This is a genomic window from Kamptonema formosum PCC 6407 (assembly GCF_000332155.1).
Taxonomy (GTDB): domain Bacteria; phylum Cyanobacteriota; class Cyanobacteriia; order Cyanobacteriales; family Microcoleaceae; genus Kamptonema; species Kamptonema formosum.
Window position 1 is genome coordinate 735089 of the sequence record NZ_KB235898.1, and the last position, 23373, is coordinate 758461.

The 23373-nt window shown below is 43.5% G+C and carries 13 protein-coding genes; 4 read left to right on the top strand and 9 right to left on the bottom strand.

The genetic code is table 11. From position 1 onward, the window contains the following. Nucleotides 1-74 precede the first annotated feature (74 nt). Nucleotides 75-3698: an urea carboxylase gene (uca, locus tag OSCIL6407_RS0103315; protein WP_007358290.1), complete on the top strand. Its 3624-nt coding sequence runs from the start codon at nt 75-77 to the stop codon at nt 3696-3698. Between the two features lie 77 nt (nt 3699-3775). Further along, the gene (locus OSCIL6407_RS0103320; protein WP_007358291.1) at nt 3776-4438 is read left to right on the top strand and encodes a class I SAM-dependent methyltransferase; all 663 of its coding nucleotides are present in this window, start codon (nt 3776-3778) and stop codon (nt 4436-4438) included. Nucleotides 4439-4558: 120 nt separating this feature from the next. Here the strand turns inward: OSCIL6407_RS0103320 and OSCIL6407_RS0103325 are convergent, their stop codons facing one another. The 3 genes from OSCIL6407_RS0103325 to OSCIL6407_RS0103335 all read right to left on the bottom strand — a co-directional run bounded on the left by OSCIL6407_RS0103325 (nt 4559) and on the right by OSCIL6407_RS0103335 (nt 5629). Continuing rightward, nucleotides 4559-4855, bottom strand: coding sequence for a helix-turn-helix transcriptional regulator (locus OSCIL6407_RS0103325; protein WP_007358292.1), 297 nt, complete (start codon nt 4853-4855; stop codon nt 4559-4561). 180 nt (nt 4856-5035) lie between these two features. Further along, nucleotides 5036-5302, bottom strand: a complete 267-nt coding sequence (locus tag OSCIL6407_RS33895) for a hypothetical protein (protein WP_148288823.1) — start codon at nt 5300-5302, stop codon at nt 5036-5038. Nucleotides 5303-5443: 141 nt separating this feature from the next. After that, nucleotides 5444-5629 (bottom strand): hypothetical protein, encoded by a 186-nt coding sequence (locus OSCIL6407_RS0103335; RefSeq protein WP_007358294.1) that lies wholly within the window; start codon nt 5627-5629, stop codon nt 5444-5446. Between the two features lie 99 nt (nt 5630-5728). Between OSCIL6407_RS0103335 and OSCIL6407_RS37630 the strand changes: the two genes are divergently transcribed. Both OSCIL6407_RS37630 and OSCIL6407_RS0103340 read left to right on the top strand, forming a co-directional pair. Beyond that, nucleotides 5729-5857: a hypothetical protein gene (locus OSCIL6407_RS37630; protein WP_267879521.1), complete on the top strand. Its 129-nt coding sequence runs from the start codon at nt 5729-5731 to the stop codon at nt 5855-5857. Nucleotides 5858-6034: 177 nt separating this feature from the next. Then, entirely contained in the window at nt 6035-7201 is a 1167-nt protein-coding gene (locus tag OSCIL6407_RS0103340; protein ID WP_007358295.1) for a pentapeptide repeat-containing protein, read from the top strand. 124 nt (nt 7202-7325) lie between these two features. Here the strand turns inward: OSCIL6407_RS0103340 and OSCIL6407_RS38055 are convergent, their stop codons facing one another. The 6 genes from OSCIL6407_RS38055 to OSCIL6407_RS0103365 all read right to left on the bottom strand — a co-directional run bounded on the left by OSCIL6407_RS38055 (nt 7326) and on the right by OSCIL6407_RS0103365 (nt 22948). Further along, on the bottom strand, nt 7326-9773 hold the full coding sequence (locus OSCIL6407_RS38055; protein WP_007358296.1) for an acyltransferase domain-containing protein: 2448 nt from the start codon (nt 9771-9773) through the stop codon (nt 7326-7328). A 28-nt stretch (nt 9774-9801) separates the two neighbouring features. Continuing rightward, the gene (locus OSCIL6407_RS38060; RefSeq protein WP_071592438.1) at nt 9802-11214 is read right to left on the bottom strand and encodes a type I polyketide synthase; all 1413 of its coding nucleotides are present in this window, start codon (nt 11212-11214) and stop codon (nt 9802-9804) included. After that, a complete protein-coding gene (locus OSCIL6407_RS0103350) occupies nt 11207-13927 on the bottom strand; it encodes a non-ribosomal peptide synthetase (protein WP_234709921.1) in 2721 nt (906 codons plus the stop codon). The genes OSCIL6407_RS38060 and OSCIL6407_RS0103350 overlap by 8 nt, the downstream gene beginning before the upstream one ends. A 116-nt stretch (nt 13928-14043) precedes the next feature. Beyond that, entirely contained in the window at nt 14044-15075 is a 1032-nt protein-coding gene (locus tag OSCIL6407_RS0103355; RefSeq protein ID WP_019486914.1) for a methyltransferase, read from the bottom strand. Nucleotides 15076-15360: 285 nt separating this feature from the next. Next, nucleotides 15361-15567 (bottom strand): hypothetical protein, encoded by a 207-nt coding sequence (locus tag OSCIL6407_RS0103360; RefSeq protein WP_007357777.1) that lies wholly within the window; start codon nt 15565-15567, stop codon nt 15361-15363. Further along, nucleotides 15560-22948: a non-ribosomal peptide synthetase gene (locus OSCIL6407_RS0103365; RefSeq protein ID WP_007357778.1), complete on the bottom strand. Its 7389-nt coding sequence runs from the start codon at nt 22946-22948 to the stop codon at nt 15560-15562. The genes OSCIL6407_RS0103360 and OSCIL6407_RS0103365 overlap by 8 nt, the downstream gene beginning before the upstream one ends. Nucleotides 22949-23373: the final 425 nt, after the last annotated feature.

The following is a 23373-nucleotide window of genomic DNA, read 5'->3' on the forward strand; positions in this document are numbered from 1 at the left end:
AAGGGGATAAACGTTACTTAAGTTATCGCAAATATCTCTTCCATATTAATCAAATTTAACTCAATCCATCACTCATGTTTAACAAAGTTCTGATTGCCAATCGCGGTGAAATTGCCTGCCGAATTATTCGCACATTAGACCGCTTAGGAATTGCCTCAGTAGCAATATATTCTGAAGCTGATGCTCATGCTAAGCACGTTTTTACTGCCACAGAAGCATTTTGTATTGGTGGCCCAGCAGTAGCAGAAAGTTATTTAAACTTTGAGCGTATCCTCGAAGTTGCGCGTCAAACTGGGGCTGAAGCTATTCATCCCGGTTATGGTTTCTTAAGCGAAAATGCAGAATTTGCTGAAGCTTGCGATCGAGAAAATATAGCATTTATCGGCCCAACTCCGGCTCAATTGCGCTCCTTTGGATTAAAGCATACCGCACGGGAACTAGCAGCAGAAAATCATGTGCCTTTAACCCCTGGTAGCCAACTTTTAAACAGCTTAGAAGCGGCAGCAGTGGCAGCAAAGGCAATTGGTTATCCAGTGATGCTCAAAAGTACTGCTGGCGGTGGTGGGATTGGTTTACAGGTGTGTTTAAGCGAAGAAGATTTAGCAGAAGCTTTTGAGAAAGTACAGCGTTTAAGTCAAAGTAATTTTAAACAAAGTGGTGTTTTCTTAGAGAAATATATTCAAACTGCTCGACATATTGAAGTTCAAATTTTTGGAGATGGCAAAGGAAATGTCATCGCCTTGGGTGAACGCGATTGTTCCGTGCAGCGGCGCAATCAAAAGGTGATTGAAGAAACACCCGCACCCGGAATTAGGGATCAATTACGAGAACAGTTATATGCAGCAGCGGTAAAAATGGGAAAAGCGGTAAATTACCAATCCGCAGGAACCGTTGAATTTGTCTATGATGTCGATACAAAACAATTTTACTTTTTAGAAGTCAATACGCGCTTACAAGTAGAACACGGAGTAACTGAAACTGTTAATAGAATTGATTTAGTTGAATGGATGATAAAACTTGCGTCTGGGGATTTGTTTCCTCTAGAAGAGTATCGCTATCAGCCACAAGGACATTCTATTCAGGTGCGAATTTATGCAGAAGATGCTAACAAGAATTTTCAACCGAGTTCTGGGTTACTAAATCAGGTAGTTTTTCCAGAAAATATTCGCTGCGATACTTGGATAGAAACGGGGACAGAAGTTACACCTTTTTACGATCCGCTGTTGGCAAAGGCGATCGTTTATGGTAAGAATAGAGAAGACGCGATCGCGCAACTTAAATCCGCTTTAGATGCAAGTCAAATTGCAGGTATTGAAACCAATTTAGATTACCTTCGCCAGATTTTAGATGATTCGAGATTTAATCAAGCTGAACTTAGTACCCGCTTTTTAAATGCTTTCAAATATGCTCCTTTAACTATCGATGTGTTAGATAGTGGAACTTATACCACAATTCAAGATTATCCGGGACGTTTGGGATATTGGGATGTTGGCGTACCCCCATCTGGGCCGATGGATCATTTAGCCTTCCGATTGGCAAATCGTTTAGTCGGAAACTCCGAATCAACCGCCGGATTAGAGTGTACAGTCATGGGACCAACTCTGCGCTTTAATGCCGATACAGTTATTAGTTTAACTGGTGCAACTATGAAGGCAAGCCTGAATGGTGAAGCCATACCATTTTGGACGGCAATTGCTGTTAAAGCTGGAAGCACTCTCAAATTAAAAGCAATTCAAGGTGATGGCTACCGCACTTATTTAGCCGTAAAAAATGGCTTCAATGTTCCTGATTATTTAGGCAGTAAAGCTACTTTTGTACTGGGGAAATTTGGGGGACACGCAGGCAGAACATTACGGCCGGGAGATGTGTTAAAGCTTAATAAATCTGCGACAATAGATACAGAAAAAAGTTTGCATCCTGGACTTATCCCTACTTACAGTAATAATTGGGAAATAGGGGTTTTATATGGCCCGCATGGAGCACCAGATTTCTTTACTGAGGAAGACATCGAAATGTTTTTCTCAACTGAATGGAAGGTGCATTATAATTCTACACGGACAGGAATTAGGCTGATTGGCCCTAAGCCAAAATGGGCGCGTCAAGATGGTGGAGAAGCGGGTTTACATCCATCTAATATTCACGATAATGCTTATGCGATCGGGACGATCGATTTTACTGGTGATATGCCTGTAATTCTCGGTCTTGATGGCCCTAGTTTGGGAGGTTTTGTTTGTCCGGCTACAATTATTCAGGCTGAATTGTGGAAAATTGGGCAACTGAAACCAGGGGATAGTATTCGTTTTCATTGTTTAAGTTTTGCGGAAGCATTGCAACGAGAATTAGAGCAAGATCGGCAAATTGCTACTCTTTCTCCTAATCTTTCTGGGGAGCAAATCAAGACATCAATCCCAAAGGTTGGTTCGCCAATCCTGCACGAAATTCCGGCATCAATGGGACAGGTAGCTGTTACTTACCGCCAAGCTGGAGATAAATATATTCTAGTTGAATATGGCCCATTGGTTTTGGATCTAAACCTACGTTTCCGAGTACATGGATTAATGGCATGGCTAAAGGCGAATCCGTTACCGGGAGTAATCGATTTAACGCCAGGAATGCGATCGCTACAAATTCATTTTGATAGTCGCCAGATTTCGCAACAACAGTTAATGGATGCCTCGATCGCAGCAGAAGAGGAATTAGCTGCAATTGAGGATATGCAAGTACCAGCAAGGATTTTGCACCTCCCTCTATCTTGGGAAGATGAATCGACGCTGCTTGCTATTGAAAAATATATGCAGTCGGTGCGATCGGATGCGCCTTGGTGTCCGAGTAATATTGAGTTTATTCGCCGCATTAATGGACTTGATAGCATTGATGAAGTCAGAGAAATTGTCTTTAATGCTAGCTATTTGGTGATGGGATTAGGGGATGTTTATTTAGGCGCACCCGTCGCTACTCCCCTCGATCCTCGCCACCGTTTAGTAACGACTAAATACAACCCTGCACGCACTTGGACTCCTGAAAATGCAGTGGGTATTGGTGGTGCATATCTGTGTGTTTATGGGATGGAAGGGCCAGGAGGATATCAATTTGTTGGTCGCACGATTCAAATGTGGAATCGGTTTAAACAAACGGCGGATTTTAAATCGGGTAAACCTTGGCTTTTACGCTTCTTTGACCAGATCAAGTTTTATCCAGTTTCGGGTGAGGAATTGCGGCGCTACCGGGAAGATTTTCTCGAAGGTAAGTTTAAATTACAAGTTGAGGAGATCGCGTTTAGTCTGAGAGAATATAATCAATTTTTGGATGCTATTGCTGACGATATAGCTAAGTTTAAAAGGAAACAACAAGCGGCCTTTAATGCAGAACGCGATCGCTGGGCGGCATCTGGGGAATTTGAAGTGGAAGCGGCATCAGAAACAGCGATGAGTATGGCTAATGATATCGCAGCAAAAATTAATTTACCTCCCGGTTTTGAGGCTGTTGTTGCTCATGTTTCAGCTAATGTTTGGCAGGTATTAGTTAATGTTGGAGATGTAGTTACAGAGGGCGATCGCTTGTTAATTTTGGAAGCGATGAAAATGGAGATTGCTATTACTGCGGATGTGCCTGGGACTGTGGTAGAGTTGTTTTGTCGAAAGGGGGAAACGGTGACTGCTGGACAAATTTTAGCCGCGATTCAACCCGATCAAGGATAGGGAAATCCGTATTCGACAAGTTCTTTCTCTGTAATACTCTTAAACTAGAAAGAGTAAAGCTACTTAGATTCTCAATTATGTTGCTTCAAGGTCATCAGCGCACGAAGTTAGACGATACCGATGATACATTATTCTATTCATACCCTCGCTTTGTAACTCATGTAGATGAGGGATTTATCGAGCAATTGACTCAATTGTATCGCGATCGCCTCAAACCGAATACTCGAATTTTGGACATGATGAGTAGTTGGGTTTCGCATCTACCGGAGGAGATAAAATTTGCTCACGTTGAGGGACACGGGTTGAATGCGGAGGAATTGGCGAAGAATAAGCGGTTAAATCATTATTTTGTGCAGGATTTGAATACTAATCCGAAGTTACCGCTACCCGATGCAGATTTTGATGCAGTTATTAATTGTGTTTCTGTTCAATATTTGCAGTATCCCGATGCGATATTTGCGGAAATGCGGCGGATTTTGAAACCGGGGGGAGTGGCAATTATTAGCTTTTCTAATCGGATGTTTCATCAAAAGGCGATCGCTGCTTGGCGGGATGGTTCGGAGAGCGATCGCGTAGAATTAGTAAAGCGTTATTTTGCGTCTGTAGAAGGGGTAAATATTCCCGGTTTTAGTCAACCGGAAGTGATTGTCAAGCAGTCGAATGTACCAAGTTTTCTGCAAATGTTGGGGATGGGTGGTGGCGATCCATTTTATGCAGTAATTGCTTATCGTCAGAGTTGATAATTATTTGAGAATTGGGGGGTAAATCGGCGGTTGAAACGGCGGTTGAAACCACGTCTACACAAGACCTCTTGCAAAAGGTTATTGTTATTTTTGCAAGAGGTATATTGACTCATAATGCTAAAATTTAAGGTGAAAATCTACTTCCACTTCCTGTTGAGTTAATTTAGCGCGATACTGTGCTTCTCGACTCAACCAAAAGCTTGCACTACCGCCCAGTACATTTTCTAACTTGAGCGCTATTTCCTCCGTAATCGGCGCTTTGCCATTGATTAACAAACTTATGTGTTTTGGCGTGTAACCCAGGCGTTTTTCTAGTTCATCCTGACTCCAGTTTCGTTCTTCAATTAAGTCAGCTATCGTGTCCCCAGGCGGCGAGATCCAATCCGGGGTAAGAGGCTCTAAAACCTCAGTCATGGTAATCCCCTATCCAAATAATATTAATTCGCGTTACTTGCAGGGTTCCTGTGACTTCAATAGCTTTCACTTGGTAGTCATCAAGTTTGTATCTATTATATCACATTCTTTGATAATTCAATAAATATGATAGATTTAATTGTGATTGCAACCGCCAATTAAATCTCTGTTAATTAATTCTCAATCTTGATTTTCATTGAAAATTGGTGTATCCGCTGGATAATTGTCATTTCTAGGCTCAAAAAAGCCATTACTGACTAAAATTAATAACAGAATTAAACCACCAACTATCAACCAAAATTCCTCGGCACGATCGCCCCCGATATCTCTCACATCGTACCAATTTGTACAATTCCTACAGTGAAAGATGTATGCTTTGGTCGGATGCTGACAATAATTACAGGGGAGGCGTTTAAGGTTACTATTTTTGTAGGGGCATTCTTGCATGATTTTAACCTCTTTTTCTGGAAAATTAGCTAAAGATATTACGGTTACTGGGCGCTGCGTTTGGATTCGATCGCTGAGATTCAAGGTTTATAAAAGCAGCGCCACCGTACAGATTTATTAAAGCGATCGCAATTTTATTGCCTAGTGAGGTTCGCAACTTTTACCACCTTTGGTATTACTGTTAGGCACGCAGGAACTAATTAAAATTTCTTGAGCTTTACTGCCGACATTATTTACAGTCAATTTAGTAGCTAAAGACAAGAGTGAGTTAGATGCAATCGCGATCGCTGCCAGTAACAAAATTTGTGAAAAAATAGTGCCTTTCATCCCTGTTTACCTTCTCTGTAAAGTTGGTTAATAAAGGGAAGACCGAGTTAGCTAAACTCGCTTAGTGAACTCTAGAATTTCAATCTCCACATTTCAATCATGCGGCAACTATCAAAGCCGAAAAGCTCAATCTGCGGTTCAGGGTTTGGTTCAGTTGCATTCTTAGCAGCGATCGCACTGGTTCAGTCTTTGGCTCACTGTTCGGTGCATAGTAGTGGTGAGGACTGATTCACGCTGTCTCTTTTACAGGTAAACTGCGATAATGGGCTTACGTTTTAATGGGGGCTGTCTGGCGATCGAGCAAACATGATGCGAACGCGATCGGCAGGGTAATATGACTAAGAACAGCTCGATCGAGCATTTAATTGCATTTAATTATTTCTTCCCTCTTCTTATTCCTCTGACATGAATGAAAAAGCTGACCAGCTACTCAAACAAGGGATTTGGCAATACCAGGCTCGTCAATTTGAGGCGGCCTTAGAGTCTTGGCAAGGGGCGATCGCCATTTATCGAACTCTCGGCGAAAGGCGGCGGGAAGGGGCCGCCCTGGGAAATCTGGGAGTAGCTTGGGAAGCGATGGGGGACTATGCTAAAGCGAGGGATTGCTATCAACAGCATTTAGCGATCGCGATTGAAATTGGCGATCGCACCGGAGAAGGGAATGCACTAGGAAATTTGGGAAATGCTTGCTATGCTCTAGAAGATTTTTCTACGGCTGTCAATTATCAACAACAACGTTTAGCGATCGCCCGCGAGAGCAAAGATTGGCGATCTGAGCAGCAAGCATTGGGAAATCTAGGTTTAGCTTACGACGCACTGGGAGATTTTGCTGGCGCAATTGAATGTTATCAGCAGCAGTTGGGAATAGCGATCGAAAATAACGAACCTCGCACTCAGGGAAAAGCGCTGACAAGTTTAAGATTTGCTTATCATTATCTGGGAGATGAGGCCAAAGCTGAGGAGTACCGCCATCAACAAATCGCGATCGCGCGACAGTTATTTTTAACAGAAAAAACCCCTGACTTTCTACAAACTGCCGAAATAGTAGGTTTAAATCCTGAGAGTGACTTTACTGGCGCAGATTTGAGCGGTATTAACTTACACTATGCTGATTTAAGCGGTGCCAACTTAATGAAGACCAACCTCTGTAATGTTGACTTCACTCTGGCAGATCTCAGCGGCGCATTGCTGAGCGGTGCGAACTTAACAGATGCTTGTTTATCTAATGCTAACTTACGTGATGCTGAACTAATTGGCGCAGATTTGAGCGGTGCGGATTTGCGAACAAAATTACCGCGTGCGAATTTGAGCGGTACAAATTTAAGCAGAGCAAATTTGAGTAGTGCCTATTTGTCAAATGCAAATTTAAGCGGCGCTAATTTGAGCGGTGCTAATTTAAAAAATGCCGATTTGACCGCAGTTAATTTGAGCAATACAAATTTAAATGGTGCTGATTTTAGCCGCGCTGATTTGAAAGATGCAGTAGTAGAAAATGCTAAATTTATAGGAAGTTTGGGTATTTCGGAGAATATGAAAATTGAGTTAATGCAGCGCGGGGCAATTTTCGAGTAAAATATAGGACTTACGCAAGAACAATGTATGGCAGGAGGCAGTAGGATCTCGTAGCAAGGGTTTCAGCAATTGATTCTATTCCCCTCTTTCCCTAGCCCTGAGCATCCTAGCCCCTAGCCCCTAGCTATAACTGCCTTGCCTCATCAAGATATACTCTAAGTTGTTCGACCATAACCTGAACATGAGGAGGGTAATTCATAGTAATATGATTTCCCGGTACTTCTCGAACCTCTACCCCTCCAGTCGCAACATCAATCCAAGGTAATTCGGGATTTTTAGGATTAACTTCATTTTGTTCATTAGCACGGAAAAAGATGATTCTACCCGGATAAGTTTGGGGTATATAATTTCTCATCGCTTGGGCGTGTACTTTAAACAGATGAATAAACTCGCGAATCTGAGCTAATCCAAAATCGGGAGGAACTACCCTATTAGCAATCTTTACCTGCTCTAAAAAATAGATAAGTTGCTCGTCTGGTTTAAGCTGTTGTAAGACATCCAAAGAAAGAGACAGATTGAAACCAACACCGAGTATGTATACCAAAATTGCTGTATCATCTTCTGTTGCTAAAACAGGCATTTGTCCCGGCCCAGGAGTATCTATTAAAGTTAGCAAAGCTATCTTTTCACCTTGAGCATTGAGTTGCTGCGCCATCTCAAAAGCAACAGTACCTCCAAAGGAAGACCCGCCCAAAAAATAGGGCCCTTCAGGTTGTTGAAAGCGCACTGCTTCGATATAGCGAGTCGCCATTTCCTCAACAGAAAAAGACTCATTTTCCCCATCTGCAACGTGCGCTTGTATGCCAAAAATAGGTTGATCTGAATCTAAATAACGCGCTAAATCTCGATAAATGTAAACATGACCGCCTACCGGATGCACTAAGAACAAAGGTTGCTTAAAACTACCGCCCTTAATTTTTACTAACAAGGACTCAGAATCTGGCTGGAGTTGCCGTCCTTCGCTCTCAGATAAACCGGAATTGTCTTTAATTAATTCAGCCAAAGCTGCAATAGTTGGTGATTGCAATAGGCTATGAGGAGACAAGGATATTTGCAGAGTTTCATTTAATTTAGTAATTAGTTGAACTGCTAATAATGAGTCTCCACCTAAATCAAAAAAATCATCCTGAATCCCTACTTGTTCGATACCGAGAAATTCTTGCCAGATACTAACAATAACTTGCTCAGTTTCATCTCTAGGAGCAAGATAGGTATTGTGTAAACTGGGTCGAGAATGGAGTGCTGTTAAGTCTACTTTTGGGGAGTTTTCATCCTGTAAAGATGATGCAATTTTAATCGGTTGCTCAATACCTGGTGCTTCAATCCAGTAACGTTCGCGCTCAAATGGATAGGTTGGTAAAGGAATGCGATAACGTTGCTCATTAGCATAAAATTTAGACCAATCTATTTGTACTCCTCCTAACCAGAGTTTACCCAAAGTAGTAAGTAAGAAAGCTACATCTGAATTTTGGTCTTGGGGATGGCGCAATGAAGAAAGCACAATTTGTTCAGATGCTTTATTTGGATGCTGTTTTGCTAGCGTGTTTAATGTTCGTCCCGGTCCCACTTCTAGCAATATTTGATTGGGGTCTTTTAATAGCTGTTGTAAGCCATCTGCAAACCTGACTGTTTGGCGCAGATGTTGAGCATAATAACTGGGATTTGTCGCCTCTGTAGCTGTAATCCAATTACCCGTAAGGTTAGAGATGTAGGGAATTTTCGGCGATTTCAGCTTAACTTTTTTCACCTGTTCGATAAATGGTGCTAAAATTGGCTCCATCATCTGTGAATGGAAAGCATGAGAAGTGTACAATCGCCGACATTCAACACCTTTTTTAATTAGTTTTTGTTCCAGTTGATCTACAGCATCAGTAGTACCTGAAACCACGCTCATAGAGGTTCCATTAATTACAGCCAAGTCGAGTTTATTACCTAATAATGATTGTATTTCCTGTTCTGGAAGTGGAACTGCCAGCATCGAACCCGCAGGCATTTGTTGCATCAATTTACCTCTTGCTGCCACCAAGGATAAACCATCTTCCAAGGAGAACACACCAGCCAAACAAGCTGCTACATATTCACCAATACTATGGCCAATCATTGCTTTAGGATTCACTTCCCAAGACATCCATAATTTAGCTAAAGCATACTCAATTACAAATAGTGCTGGCTGGGTAATCGCAGTTTGTTTGAGTTGATTTGTCGCTGTTTCTAGCTGTATTTCGCTGGGATAAAGTACGTGGCGTAAATCGATTCCCAAATGAGATTTAAGAATTTTGGAACAGAAATCGATCTGTTCCCGAAATATTGGTTCAATTTGGTAGAGTTCCCAGCTCATATTAATGTACTGGGAACCCTGTCCCGAAAACATAAATACAACAGGTCTATTCTTAGAATCTTGGAAGCTAGTAAAAACTTGTTTTGGATCGAGATTTTTAAGAGCAATTACGCCTGCTTCAATGTCATTACAAACCACTATCCGTCGATGACTAAAAGCTCTTCTACCAACTTGCAGAGTATAAGCAATATCAGCAAGATTTTCATCGGGATTTTGCTTTAAATATTCTGCCAAATTTGCGGTTGCCTTATCTAAAGCAGTGCTAGTTTTTGCAGATATAACTAACAGTTGATATTCTCTCCCCCGCTCCCCCGCTCCCCCGCTCCCCTGCTCCCCCGCTCCCCCGTTCTAAATTAGGCGCTTCTTCAAGAACTACATGAGCATTAGTTCCACCGATACCAAAAGAACTAACTCCAGCACGACGAGGTGTTTTACCTACTTTCCATTCCGAAAGTTTTGTGTTAACATAAAAAGGACTATTAGCAAAATCAATCTTAGGATTAGGCTGTTCAAAATGCAAGCTAGGTGGTATTAACTGGTGTTTAAGAGCTTGGACAGTTTTGATTAAGCCAGTCACACCAGCAGCAGCATCCAAATGTCCGATATTGGTTTTTACTGAACCGATCGCACAAAAGCCTTTTTTCTTAGTTTCGGCTGAGAAAGCTTGTGTCAACGCGGCAATTTCGATCGGATCTCCCAGGGGTGTTCCCGTTCCGTGAGCTTCTACATAACTGATAGTTTCAGGGTGAACTTCTGCTAGTGCTAGAGCATCTGCGATCGCCTGCGCTTGGCCATCTATACTGGGAGCCGTGTAGCCAATTTTGAAAGCACCATCATTATTGAGCGCACAACCTTTAATCACCGCATGAATATAATCTCCATCTGCGATCGCTTCCTCTAATCTCTTCAAAAGCACAATTCCCACACCGCTACCGCTAACAGTTCCCTGTGCTTTAGCATCAAAGGCTCTACAGTGTCCGTCTGGTGAAAGAATCATTCCCTCTTTATAAAAATATCCTGTCTTTTGGTTAACGCCTATAGAAACGCCACCAGCCAAAGCCATATCGCATTGATAATTCAGCAAGCTTTGGCAAGCCATGCTAATAGCAACCAATGAAGTAGAACAGGCAGTTTGGACAGTAACACTTGGCCCTTTCAAGTTTAATTTATAAGAAACGCGAGTTGATAAAAAATCTTTCTCATTGGCGATCATAAGTTGGAAATCTCCAACTAATTCTCTGAGCTTGTGGTTGGGATAAAGATTGTGCAATAAATAAGTATTGTAACTTCCTGTGCCTGCGTAAACTCCAATTGAACCTTCGTAAGTTTCCGAGTTGTAGCCAGCATTTTCTAGAGCTTCCCAAGCCGACTCTAAGAAAAAGCGGTGTTGGGGATCTGTGATTTCAGCTTCTCTAGGATTAAACCCAAAGAATGAAGCATCAAACAGCTCAATATCTTCTAATACCGCTCTTGCTTTTACATAGCGAGGATCGCATATTACTGATTCATCAATGCCTGAAGATTTTAGTTCTTCTTCAGAAAAGAAAGAAATAGATTCCAAGCCATCGCGCAGGTTTTTCCAAAACTCATCAACATTTTTAGCACCGGGAAAACGACCAGCCATGCCAATGATAGCGATACCTTCTATAGAGTGGGAACTTTCAGAGTTATCCATTTTTATTCTTTCCTTGCAAGCGCTGTTTTTGCTTTTGGCGATTGATTGCGTCTTTTTGGTTTTTGATGCGATCTTGACTTTGCCGAAAAGAGGGTTTTTCCTCTGGCTCCTGACTTAAATACTTAGCCAAAGAGCTGATGGTTGGATATTTAAACATTTCCATGATTGAAACCTCTCTGTCCACCACTTCGCGCAGTTGGCTATGAACCTGAGCCATAAGTAATGAATGACCACCTAAATCGAAGAAACTATCATCTACACCTACTTTTTTTAAGTGTAATACTTCTTGCCAAACTATAGCAATAGATTGTTCTATCTCAGTCTGGGGTGCGACATAAGTTGTTTCTAACTGTAGGTTAATAGCATCGGCATCGGGAGCTGGCAGTGCCTTACGGTCTACTTTGCCGTTTGGTGTCAGCGGCAAATGATTCAAAAACACAAAACTGGAGGGCATCATATAGTCTGGTAGTTTCTGCTTCAGAAAGTCGCGTAAGCTCCCGACTGCTGTGCGTTTAGGTCTGAGGTTGGAAACAATATAAGCGACTAAGCGCTGGTTGCCGGAAGCATCCTCGCGGTTGATAACTAGAGACTCCTGTACATCTGGGTGTTGGCTCAATACGGCCTCAATTTCCCCTAATTCGATGCGGAAGCCCCGAATTTTCACTTGGTGGTCGATGCGACCTAAAAATTCGATATTGCCATTTGGTAGATAGCGGGCTAAATCGCCAGTTTTATAAAGGCGAGAACCCGATTCGTGGCTAAAGGGGTTGGGAATAAAGCGATCGCTTGTTAGTTCCGGTCGGTTGAGGTAGCCCCGTGCTAAACCAGCGCCACCAATGTATAGCTCTCCTGGGACACCGATGGGGACAAGCTGTTTTTGGGCATCTAGTAGAAAACAGTGTGTATTGGAGATAGGGCAACCGATAGGAATGGTTGTAGCCTTTTCTGGAACATCCTGCACTAAGTAGCAGGTGGTAAATGTTGTATTTTCAGTAGGCCCATAACCGTTAAGCAGTCGCTGAGGTGAACCCTTCTTGAGTACCTCTTTGACCAATTTAGGCTCCATAGCTTCTCCTCCAACTATAAGGTGTTGCACCACATGAAAAGCCGATGGTATTTCTCTAGCCATGAAATTGAACAACGCAGTGGTCAAGAACAATATAGTGACTCTTTCACCCTGGATTTGACTTGCAAAGTCAAGAGGAGAAAGTGCTACATCTTTTGTTATGACAATTAACTTTGCGCCATTAATTAACGGTCCCCAAATCTCAAATGTAGCTGCATCGAATGAAAAATTTGAGACGAAAGCAACTATATCTTTTGGTTGTAAACTAATGTAGTTCGTATTAATTACCAAACGGTTTACTGCTCGGTGCTCCACCAATACGCCTTTGGGCTTTCCTGTAGACCCCGAAGTGTAAATTACATAAGCCAGCTTCTCAGAGGTTACGCTACATCCAGGGTTTTCCTTGCTCTGTCCCTCAATGATTTCCCAGTCAGTGTCCAGACAAACGGTACGCCCTTGATGTTTGGGAAGAGATTTTATCAACCGCGCCTGAGTCAACAGAATTGGTACAGAGGCATCTTCTAGCATGAAAGCCAAACGCTCTGGGGGATAAGCTGGGTCTAACGGTACATAAGCCCCGCCAGCTTTGAGAATGCCCAGCAGTCCCACTATCATTTCCAGGGAACGCTCTACACAGATACCTACCAATACCTCTGGCCCCACACCCAAATTCCGCAAGTGGTGTGCTAGCTGATTCGCTCGTTGATTCAGTTCTTTATAGGTTAGTTGCTGCTCTTCAAAGACTAATGCGATCGCATCAGGAGATTTCTCTACCTGCTCTTCAAACAACTGATGTATACAAGCATCTTTAGGGTAATCAGTTTCCGTATGGTTCCACGCTGCTAACTGCTGTCGTTCCCACTCAGTTAACAGAGGCAATTGTGCAATTTTCTGCTCTGGGTTAGTAACGATACCTTCGAGTAAAGTCTGAAAATGACCTACCATCCGCTCGATGGTCTCAGCATTAAACAAATCTGTGCTGTACTCAAAACGACCGACTATGCCCTCCGATGTCTCCTGTAATTCCAGGGTCAAATCAAACTTTGCCGTTTCGGTATCAATGTCCAACTGATTCCAATTCAGCATCGTATCAAAGCCTGACATCGGCGGTTGCAGAACAAAAGCAACCTGGAAGAGTTGGTTTTGACCTAAATTCCGCTCTGGTTGCAGTGCTTCTACCAACTTCTCAAAAGGCAAATCTTGGTAAGCAAATGCTCCCAAAGCCACTTCCCGCACTCTTTCAAGCAACTGCCGGAAACTAGGGTTGTCCTTGAGATTGGTACGCAGCACCAATGTGTTAACGAAGCGCTCAATTAGATCCTGAATCTCTGGCTGTTTCCTTCTTGGGGTGATAGTGCCTACTACAATATCTGTCTGCCCCGTGTAGCGATAGAGTAAGGTTTTGAACGCTGCCAGCAGTGTCATGTAGAGGGTAACGCCTTCTTTGTGACTCAATGAGGCGATCGCCTCGCTCAGAGTTTGAGGTAGCGCGACGCATTGCCTTGCACTCCCAAAACTTTGCATTGGCGAGCGCGAGCGGTCAGTCGGGAGTTGTAGTGTTGGCAGATTAGCTAGTTGCTGTTTCCAGTATCTCAGTTGGTTGGTTTCTTCAGTTAGTAGTTCTTCAATCGGAGCTGTAATTGACACTTGCTTGCACCCTGTTTGATTGATTGCCTGTTTTACAAAAACTATCTTCTGTGATGTGATGCTGGCTCGTTCCTTGATCACAATTCACTCCCAGGACTTTGCCTTGTGACCATTTTTTAAGCACGTTTCGCTTCGATACCACTTATTGGTCCTTTGGTTTCTATTTTATTCATCACTTTGAATCCCGATGATGAAAGTAAATTATAAAATTCATCTTCTGTACGCATAATAGTACCGCACATAGCGAGCAAATTTAGGCTGTTCACACCGATAAGTGGGGATATTTCACCCGGAGGGAACATAAAATCAACAACCATCAACCTGTCTTTAGCTGTCATGGCTTGGTAACAGTTATTCAGAATTTTAATGGCATCATCATCCTCCCAATTAAGGAGAACGCGAGAGATTAAGTAAAGATCGCCACCACCGGGAACTGACTCAAAAAAGTTTCCTCCCACGATTTGACACCTATCTTTAACTCCCGCCACTTCTAAAAACTGATTGGCACCGACAACAACATCTTCGCGATCGAACAAAATCGCTTCCATCTTGGGATTTTTATTCAGAATAAAAGCTGTTAATGTTCCAATGTTACCTCCCACATCCACAATTGTCTTAACGTCTGAAAAATCGTAAGCTTCAAAAAGTGGAAGAATCCACTCCCTGGTTGTCTCCTTCATCCACTCATTGAAATTTATGGCTGCCTCAGAATTCTGCTTAAGATAGCTATATACACTCATCTTGAAAGTCTTGTCAAATGAGCATTTTCCTGTTTTTACACCGTAAAGTAAATTCCCCCATGCCTGATACCCTTCATTACCATTACCCAGAATCGTACCTCGTAAAGAATCAGAAGTACCACTTAGCAGGTATTTTCCCATAGGATTTAACTTAAACTTGTCATTTTCCACAGAAAAGATACCCATGCTTACCAGCAGGCGCATCAGATGATAAATACTAATAGAATTTGCACTGGTAGCTTTGGCAAGTTCATCGGCAGTTTGAGAACCGTTACTCAGAATATCTGCAATTCCCAGTTTAGCTGCCACAAAAAGAGCTTGGGTTCTTTTATACCCATAGATTATTTCTAGTAGCGCTGACGATGAACTTTTACCTTCAGCTTGGGCATTCTCTGTATATAAAGCCATGTGTTTTTCTTGTGAAGTTATCTGTAAAGATTTAGAGGAAGCGTGCGATCGCAATGAAATGGTAAATTAACCCGTAAAAGTGTTTTTTAGAGTATCTACGTAGTAGACGGCCAGCTTTTAGCAGTTACACATTGACAATGAAGGCAATGTGTCAAATTTTTAGACTAGACATAAAACTTTGTTGCTTTGATGTATTTAAGCTAACTTACAGATTTTTATTTTTGACAGTCTCACCTTTCAAGAGAATGCGATTCTCAGAATCATTACACGATACTCAGAGAGTTGTCAAGAGTTAGTACAAACTTTTTTACAATCAAAAATTTGTAGCGTAATATACATGAGTACAGTTTCTACGAATGAACTAAAATACTTAGTTCCGGTGGTTTTAAGAGCAGTTGGGTGTTCAAAAGCATGAGTTCTGAAAGAGCAAGGGTCAGCGCTCCGGATGAAGACGCGATCGCCTGCGCCCACTTGAAAGCGAGAGTTATCCATTTTTATTCTTTCCTTGCGAGCGTTGTTTTTGCTTTTGGCGATTGATAGCTTGTTTTTGTTTTTTGATGTGGTCTCGATTTTCTGAAACTGAGGATTCTTCGCTTTCTTCCTGACTTAAATATTTAGCCAAAGAGCTGATGGTTGGATATTTAAACATCTGAATCATTGAAACATCTCTGTCCACCACTTCGCACAGTTTGCTATGAGCCTGAGCCATCAATAATGAATGACCGCCTAGATCGAAGAAATTATCATCGACACCTACTTTTTCTAAGTTTAATACCTGTTGCCAAACCGTAGCGATAGCTTGTTCGAGTTCAGTTTGGGGTGCAATATAAGTTGTTTCCAACTGTGAGTTAATAGCATCTGGAACTGGTAGCGCCAGAGAGTCTCTTTTACCATTGGAGATCAGCGGTAAGGCATTCAAAAACACAAAGCTGGAGGGGATCATATAGTTGGGCAGTTTCTGCTTGAGAAAATTGCGTAAACTTCTTACTCCTGTGCGTTGCAAAACTTTCCAGAAACCCTGAGTTTCCAGAAGATACGCTATGCTGTGTTGAAAAATATTTTGTTCGATCTCACTCAAAGCTAACTCAATCCCTGCTTGGTTTCCGCGACACCAAGCCACAGTGCCCTCCAACCCTAGCTCCTCATCAGAACCAGGCAGATGTAGCCGCAGGCGGACAGTTTGACCGGGCTGACAACTATCTGGTACGCCCACTAAGCCGACACCACCGATAGAGATGTCTTCGGTGCGAAGTTCCAATGCTGAGTGACCGTCAAATTCTGCCAGACATTCGCTCTTGAAGGGAGTACGTTCTGGTGTGAGGTTAGAAACAATATAAGCTACTAAGCGCTGGTTGCCGATCGCATCCTCTCGCTTCATAACTACGGACTCCCGCACATCCGGGTGTTGGCTCAATATCGCTTCGATCTCGCCCAGTTCGATTTCTAATAAACGATCGTCTGCACCTACTTTCTCCGGGTGTAAAACTTGTTGCCAAACAGTAGTAATAATTTGCTCTAGATCGGTTTGGGGTGCAACATAAGTTGTTTCCAACTGTGGGTTAAAAGTATCTGGCTCTGGCAGCGCCTTGCGGTCTATTTTGCCATTGGGTGTCAGCGGCAAGGCATTCAAAAACACAAAGCTGGAGGGGATCATATAGTTGGGCAACTTCTGCTTGACAAGATTCCGTAAACTCCCGACCGCTGTGCGTTGCAAAACTTTCCAGAAACCCTGAGTTTCCAGAAGATACTCTATACTGTGTTGAAAAATATTTTGTTCGATCGCGCTCAGAGCCAACTCAATCCCAGCTTGATTTCTCCGACACCAAGCGACAGTTCCCTCCAACCATAGCTCCTCATCGAAACCAGGCAGATGCAGGCGCAGGCGGACGGTTTGACCGACCTGACAACTATCTGGTACGCCCACTAAGCCGACACCACCTAATGAGATGTCTTCTGTACCAAGTTTTACTGCCGGGTTCCCGTCAAATTCTGCCAGACACTCACTCTTGAAGGGAGTACGTTCAGGTCTGAGGTTGGAAACAACATAAGCTACTAGGCGCTGATTGCCGGATGTATCCTCCCGCTTGATAACGACAGACTCCCGTACCTCCGGGTGTTGGCTCAATACCGCTTCAATCTCTCCCAGTTCGATGCGGAAGCCGCGAATTTTCACTTGCTGGTCGATGCGACCCAGGAATTCGATATTGCCGTCGGGTAGGTAGCGGGCTAAGTCCCCAGTTTTGTAGAGGCGATCGCTCGGCTTATCGCTGAAGGGATTGAGAATAAAGCGCTCGGCAGTTAGTTCGGGTCGGTTGAGGTAGCCCCGTGCCAGACCATCACCGCCAATATAAAGCTCTCCTGGGACACCGATAGGAACAAGCTGTAAATGGGTATCGAGCAGATACACCTGCGTGTTGGAGATCGATCGTCCAATAGGAATAGAATTCTCTATCAGATTTACCTCTGTTATTCGGTAGCAGCAGGTAAAGGTGGTGTTCTCTGTCGGGCCATAACCATTAATCAACTGGCATCCTTTTAGTTCTTGTATCACCTTTTGTACGTGAGGTACAGATAATATATCGCCCCCCGCTAGTAGTTGACGCACCTGTTTTAAGTCTTCTAAATGTTCGTCCACCATGATGTGAAATAATCCAGCGGTGAGCCACAGCGTCGTGATCTGGTATCCCCAAATAGCCTCTCCTAACTCCTGCAAAGATGGTGTATGAGGGGGCATGATTACCAAACGTCCCCCATTGAGCAGGCTGCCCCAAATCTCCAAAGTCGAAGCATCAAACGAGATGGGAGCCAATTGTAGAAATACTTCTTCTGCACTCAGGTTGACATAGTTGGTGTCTTTAACTAACCGTACTACCCCCTGATGGATGACGCTAACCCCTTTGGGTATCCCGGTAGAGCCTGATGTATACATTACATAGGCTAAATTATCATGTATTACTTGAGGTGAAGGGTTTTCCTCGCTCTGTCGCTCAATGACTTCCCAGTCTGCATCCAGGCAAACGACACGCGCTTGGTGCGGAAGAGATTCGACCAACCGCGTCTGAGTCAGCAGCACAGGCACAGAGGCATCTTCTAGCATGAAGGCCAAGCGCTCTTTAGGATATGTCGGGTCTAGCGGTACATAAGCTCCACCAGCTTTGAGAATACCCAAAATTCCCACGATCATTTCTAGTGAGCGCTCTACACAAATGCCTACCAGTACCTCTGGCCCTACACCCAAATTGCGGAGATGATGTGCTAACTGATTTGCTCGTTGATTCAGCTTTTGATAGGTAAGTTGCTGATCTTCAAAGACTAGCGCGATCGCATCAGGCGCGAGCTCCACCTGCTCTTCAAATAACTGGTGTATGCACGCATCTTTGGGATAATTGGTCTGAGTATGATTCCACGCCACCAACTGCTGCCGCTCAAATTCAGTTAAAAGAGGCAACTCGGCAATTTTCTGCGCTGGGTTAGCAACGATTCCTTCCAGCAGAGTTTGGAAATGTGCGATCGTTCGAGAAATCGTGCTAGCTTCAAACAAATCTGTGTTGTACTCAATACGACCAATGATGCCCTCCGGTCTTTCCTCTACATCCAAAATCAGGTCGAATTTCGCCGTATCGGTCTGGATATCCAGATAACTCACATTCCAACCCTCAGTCAAAGATGGTATTAGAGGTTGAGGAGCAAACGCCACTTGGAACAAGGGGTTTTGGCTGAAGTTTCGGTCTGGTTGCAGTGTTTCTACCAGTTGTTCAAACGGTACATCTTCATGAGCATAAGCTGCCAAAGTTACTTCCCGCACTCTAGAGAGTAGGTCTTGGAAACTAGGGTTTCCTGACAGATCGGTACGCAAGACTAGGGTATTAATAAAAAACCCAATTAACTTGTCTATCTCTGGTCTGTTGCGACCCGCACTGAAAGTACCCAACACAATATCTTCTTGTCCAGAGTAGCGATAGAGCAAGGTCTTGAATGCCGCCAGCAGGGTCATATAGAGCGTGACTCCTTCCTGCCGAGAAAGAGCCTTGAGTGCTTCTGTCAGGTTTTTGGATAGGCTCAAACGTTGCCTTTTACCCCGAAAAGTTGGAATAGGCGGTCGGGGACGATCTAATGGCAGTTGTAGTACAGGCAAATCAGCTAGCTGTTGCTTCCAGTAGTCTAAATGACTTTCCAGAATTTCTCCTGTAAACCACTGTTGCTGCCAAACAGCAAAGTCGGCATACTGTACGGGTAATTCTGGGAATACTAGAGTTTTGTCATTACAAAAAGCTTCGTAGAGTGCCGCTAGTTCGGGAAGAAATACATTATATATAGAAACACCGTCCATGACGATGTGATGGAATGTCAGGAATAATCTGTATTCTTCATCTGATAGCTGCATTAAAGTAGCCCGCAGCAATGGGGCAAAAGTTAAATCAAATGGTTGTTTTGTCTCTATCGTTGCTAACCGTAAAGCTTCTGCTTCCCGTTGGCTTACAGGTAATTGCCTCAAATCTACAAACGCTAGATTGAAAGTATCGATAGGTGGAGCGATAACTTGAATTGGCTGTCCATCCACTGTAATGAAGCCTGTTCTCAAACTTTCGTGACGCTTGATAATTTCGTTGAGAGCTTTTGAAAGAGAATTAACGTCAATAGCACCGGGAAAACGAATCGTGCAGGGTTCGTTATAAACAGGGGTATCAGGTGCCAATTGTGATAGGAACCACAATTGTTGCTGGTTCCATGAAAGAGGCAAGTTTTGGTTCCTAGAAACTGCTTGGATGGGGGTAGCTTGCAAGTGAACCTTTTCCGAATCGCTTTCTGAAATGCGCTGCGCTAGTGAGGCTATGGTGGCAGATCCAAACAAGCTACCCACAGGCAATTTTAGTTTGAATGTGTTGCGTAATCGGCTGTCGATCTGGATCGCCAGTAAGGAATGTCCGCCCAATTCCAAAAAATTGTCGTAAATGCCAACTCGTTCTATTCCCAGCACTTCAGCCCAAATTCCTGCTATGATTTCTTCGATCGGGGTGCGAGGTGCTACATAATTTTCTTGCAAATCGGGTCTGGAAGTGTCTGGTGCAGGTAGAGAACGGCGATCGATTTTGCCGTTGGGGGTAAGCGGTAGTGCCTCCAACATGACAAAGCGATCGGGCATCATATAATCTGGCAGTTTTTCTTGCAGGAAATTGCGGAGATGCGGTATCAACTTTTGGGCAACATTCCTCTGTAATGGTCGATTGGCGTAGTGGTTCCAAGGTTTGAGGGGAATAGTATTTTCTTGGGTAAATACTATCTTTTGATTTTCAGCTACTTGTGTTGTGGAACGATGTCTAAAAACTGCATCATAACGGCCAGAAGCACTGGTTTCTAACCAGCTAATCTCAATTTGGCAATCTACTTCTTGACCTAATAGCCAAAGTTCTTCAGGATCTATTCCAAGTGGACATTGTTTTTGTAAACTCTCACGCCATTCTCTGACAGTTTCTAGCCCTGAGTTAGTGTTTAGCCATTGGATAGTTTTGATTTCTGTGTCTAAACGTGCGTTGGGGACTTGTCGCAAACCGAGTATTTCCGACGAGTTTGTTTGTAGTAATTGGCGAATGGATGAAATTGTCCAATCGGGTTGCCAGTCTAACCATTCGATCTCTTTGGTGACAGAAACTGGTTCTCCGATATGCAGAATTACATCGTAGCGAAATCGAGTTAATTCATTGTGTTGAATACCACGCTTTGGCAGAATTTCGACATGACTGATTTGTGGTAGATGTTGTTTTAAAGCGGTGAAAAAAGCTGGATCAATGACCAATTCTTCTTCTTGTGCCATTAGCGATCGCACTGTGGAAAGTAATTGCGATCGCTCCATTTCTGGGGATGCCCTATATAATTGCACGGAGGCATGATAAGCTTCCAGGAGCAGCAGACTCCGCAGATCCCCTAAGAAAATATTCCCGCCACTGCGGACTGCATTCACTGCACCTTCTAGGACTTTCAACAAATACTCAATGCTGGGGAAATGCTGAATTACTGAGTTGATGACGATCGTATCGAGGCTGTCTGCTTCTATACCCTCAAAGTTGTCTGCCGTCCTTTCTAAAAGTGTGACATTCTCTAATCCCGGCACCGACATCTTCATCTGTTCGATATAGCGCAGTGCTTGTGGGGACAAGTCCGCAGCCGAGTATTGAGTGCAGTGAGGAGCAATTCGAGATAGTAATAAACCTGTTCCGCAACCGATTTCTAGAACGGATTGGGGTTGCAATTGGAGAATGCGATCGACAGTATGCTCTACCCAGGAGCGCATCTCGTTTTCTGGGATAGGATCGCCTGTGTAGCTACTGTTCCAGCCGATAATATTAAAGGTTTGGTTTTGATGGGTAGGGGTCTGGCTATAGGTATTATCGTAGAGCGATCGCCACTGCGAAATGAGTTCGGTATAGCTGTCTAACTCTGGCTCAGACGATAAAGAATTTTGTGGCTTTCCAACCACATAAGCCACGAGACGTTTGTTACCAGGCACATCTTCTCGGACTATGACAACAGCATCTCCCACATCAGGATTTTGCCTGAGTACCGCTTCAATCTCGCCCAGTTCGATACGGAAGCCGCGAATTTTCACCTGGTTGTCGATGCGACCGATAAACTCGATGTTTCCATCGGGTAGATAACGACCGAGATCGCCTGTACAGTATAGGCGATCGCCTGTATGAGGATTAGTGATGAAGCGCTGACTGGTTTTTTCAGGATCTCGCCAATAACACCTAGCTAGACCGATACCTCCGATGTAGAGTTGCCCTAGTTCCCCCTCCTGACATGACTCCATTGCTTCGTTCAGTACGTAGAAATGCTGGTTGGTCATAGCCCGACCGTAAGGGATGCTTTTCCATTCCGGGTCAACGTTGGCGATCGGATATAGGATAGACCAGATGGAAGCCTCGGTTGCACCTCCTAAGCTAATGACAGCAGGGGTTGAAGATTGGTCTAAACTTTCTTCGGACACTAGCCTAGAGGTCAAATCTTTGATTCGATCTGGCAAAGTTGGGGGTATCCAATCGCCGCTGAGAAGGACTAATCGCAGAGATGATGGCAGGGTTTTGCTATTACTAGCAGCATCATCCACAAGCATCTGCATCAATGGCGGTGCTGAGTCCCAGAGGGTGACTTGTTCTTGCGTCATTAGATCGAGCCAGTGAGCTGGATCTGGGGTTGCGGTCGTTTTGGGGATAACAACAGTTCCTCCCGCAGCCAGCAAGCCGAAAATATCATATACAGATAGGTCGAAGCTGAGGGAAGATACAGCTAAGACGCGATCGCCTGCTCCAACTTCAAAGCGATCGTTAATATCAAGAAGCGTGTTAACTGCACCGCAATGCTCGATCGCAACTCCTTTGGGTTGACCAGTAGAGCCAGATGTGTATATTACATAAGCTAAATTATCCCTTGCCACCTCTGTTTCAGGGTTTTCTTTGCTGAAGCGAGCGACTATTTTTGAATTCCCATCTAAACAGATAACATGAGCTTGGTGTTCGGGAAGAGAATCGACTAAATGCTCTTGTGTAAGTAAGACTGGCGTTTGGGAATGTTCTAACATGAATGCCAGTCTATTTACTGGATAATTCGGATCTAGTGGTACATAAGCTCCCCCAGCTTTGAGAATACCTAATAGACCTACAATCATTTCTAGCGATCGCTCTACACAGGCTGCAACCAATACCTCTTGCCCGACACCCAGAGTCTTCAGATAATGCGCCAACTGGTTAGCTTGGGAGTTTAGATCCTGATAGGTTAGCTGCTGCCCTTCAAAAATTACGGCAATAGCGTCAGGCGATCGCTTTACTTGGAACTCAAATAGCTGGTGGATACACGCATCCTTTAAATTACCTAGCATTTTATTCTTCCTTAGATCGAGCAATACTGAATTTTTGCACCCTTCGCGTAAGTATTGTTTTGCAATATTACGCCAGACCCAACACACTGAAATTCTTCCAGTAAAATTTTCTTATATAGCGTTTAATAATCTAGTATAAGCCTATACATTCAATGGCTGACCTCGCTAGATTTTTGTTGTTTCATCTAAAGTTTCTTACAATATTCTAAACACTTTTGAATGGCAACGGTAGAATCAGGGTTTGGGACTCCAAACTCACCGCGTAGGCGTAGCCAGCCGAAGGCATCGTCAACATTAAAATGACGGTTTCAGCCGTTTCTCTAAGAAACTGTCCGAATTATTGTTTTTATATCTGTTTAAAAAATATTGCAGTGATCTACGTCACTATGTTCTTCATCTTGAAGCAACCAAGATTTACCAAATCT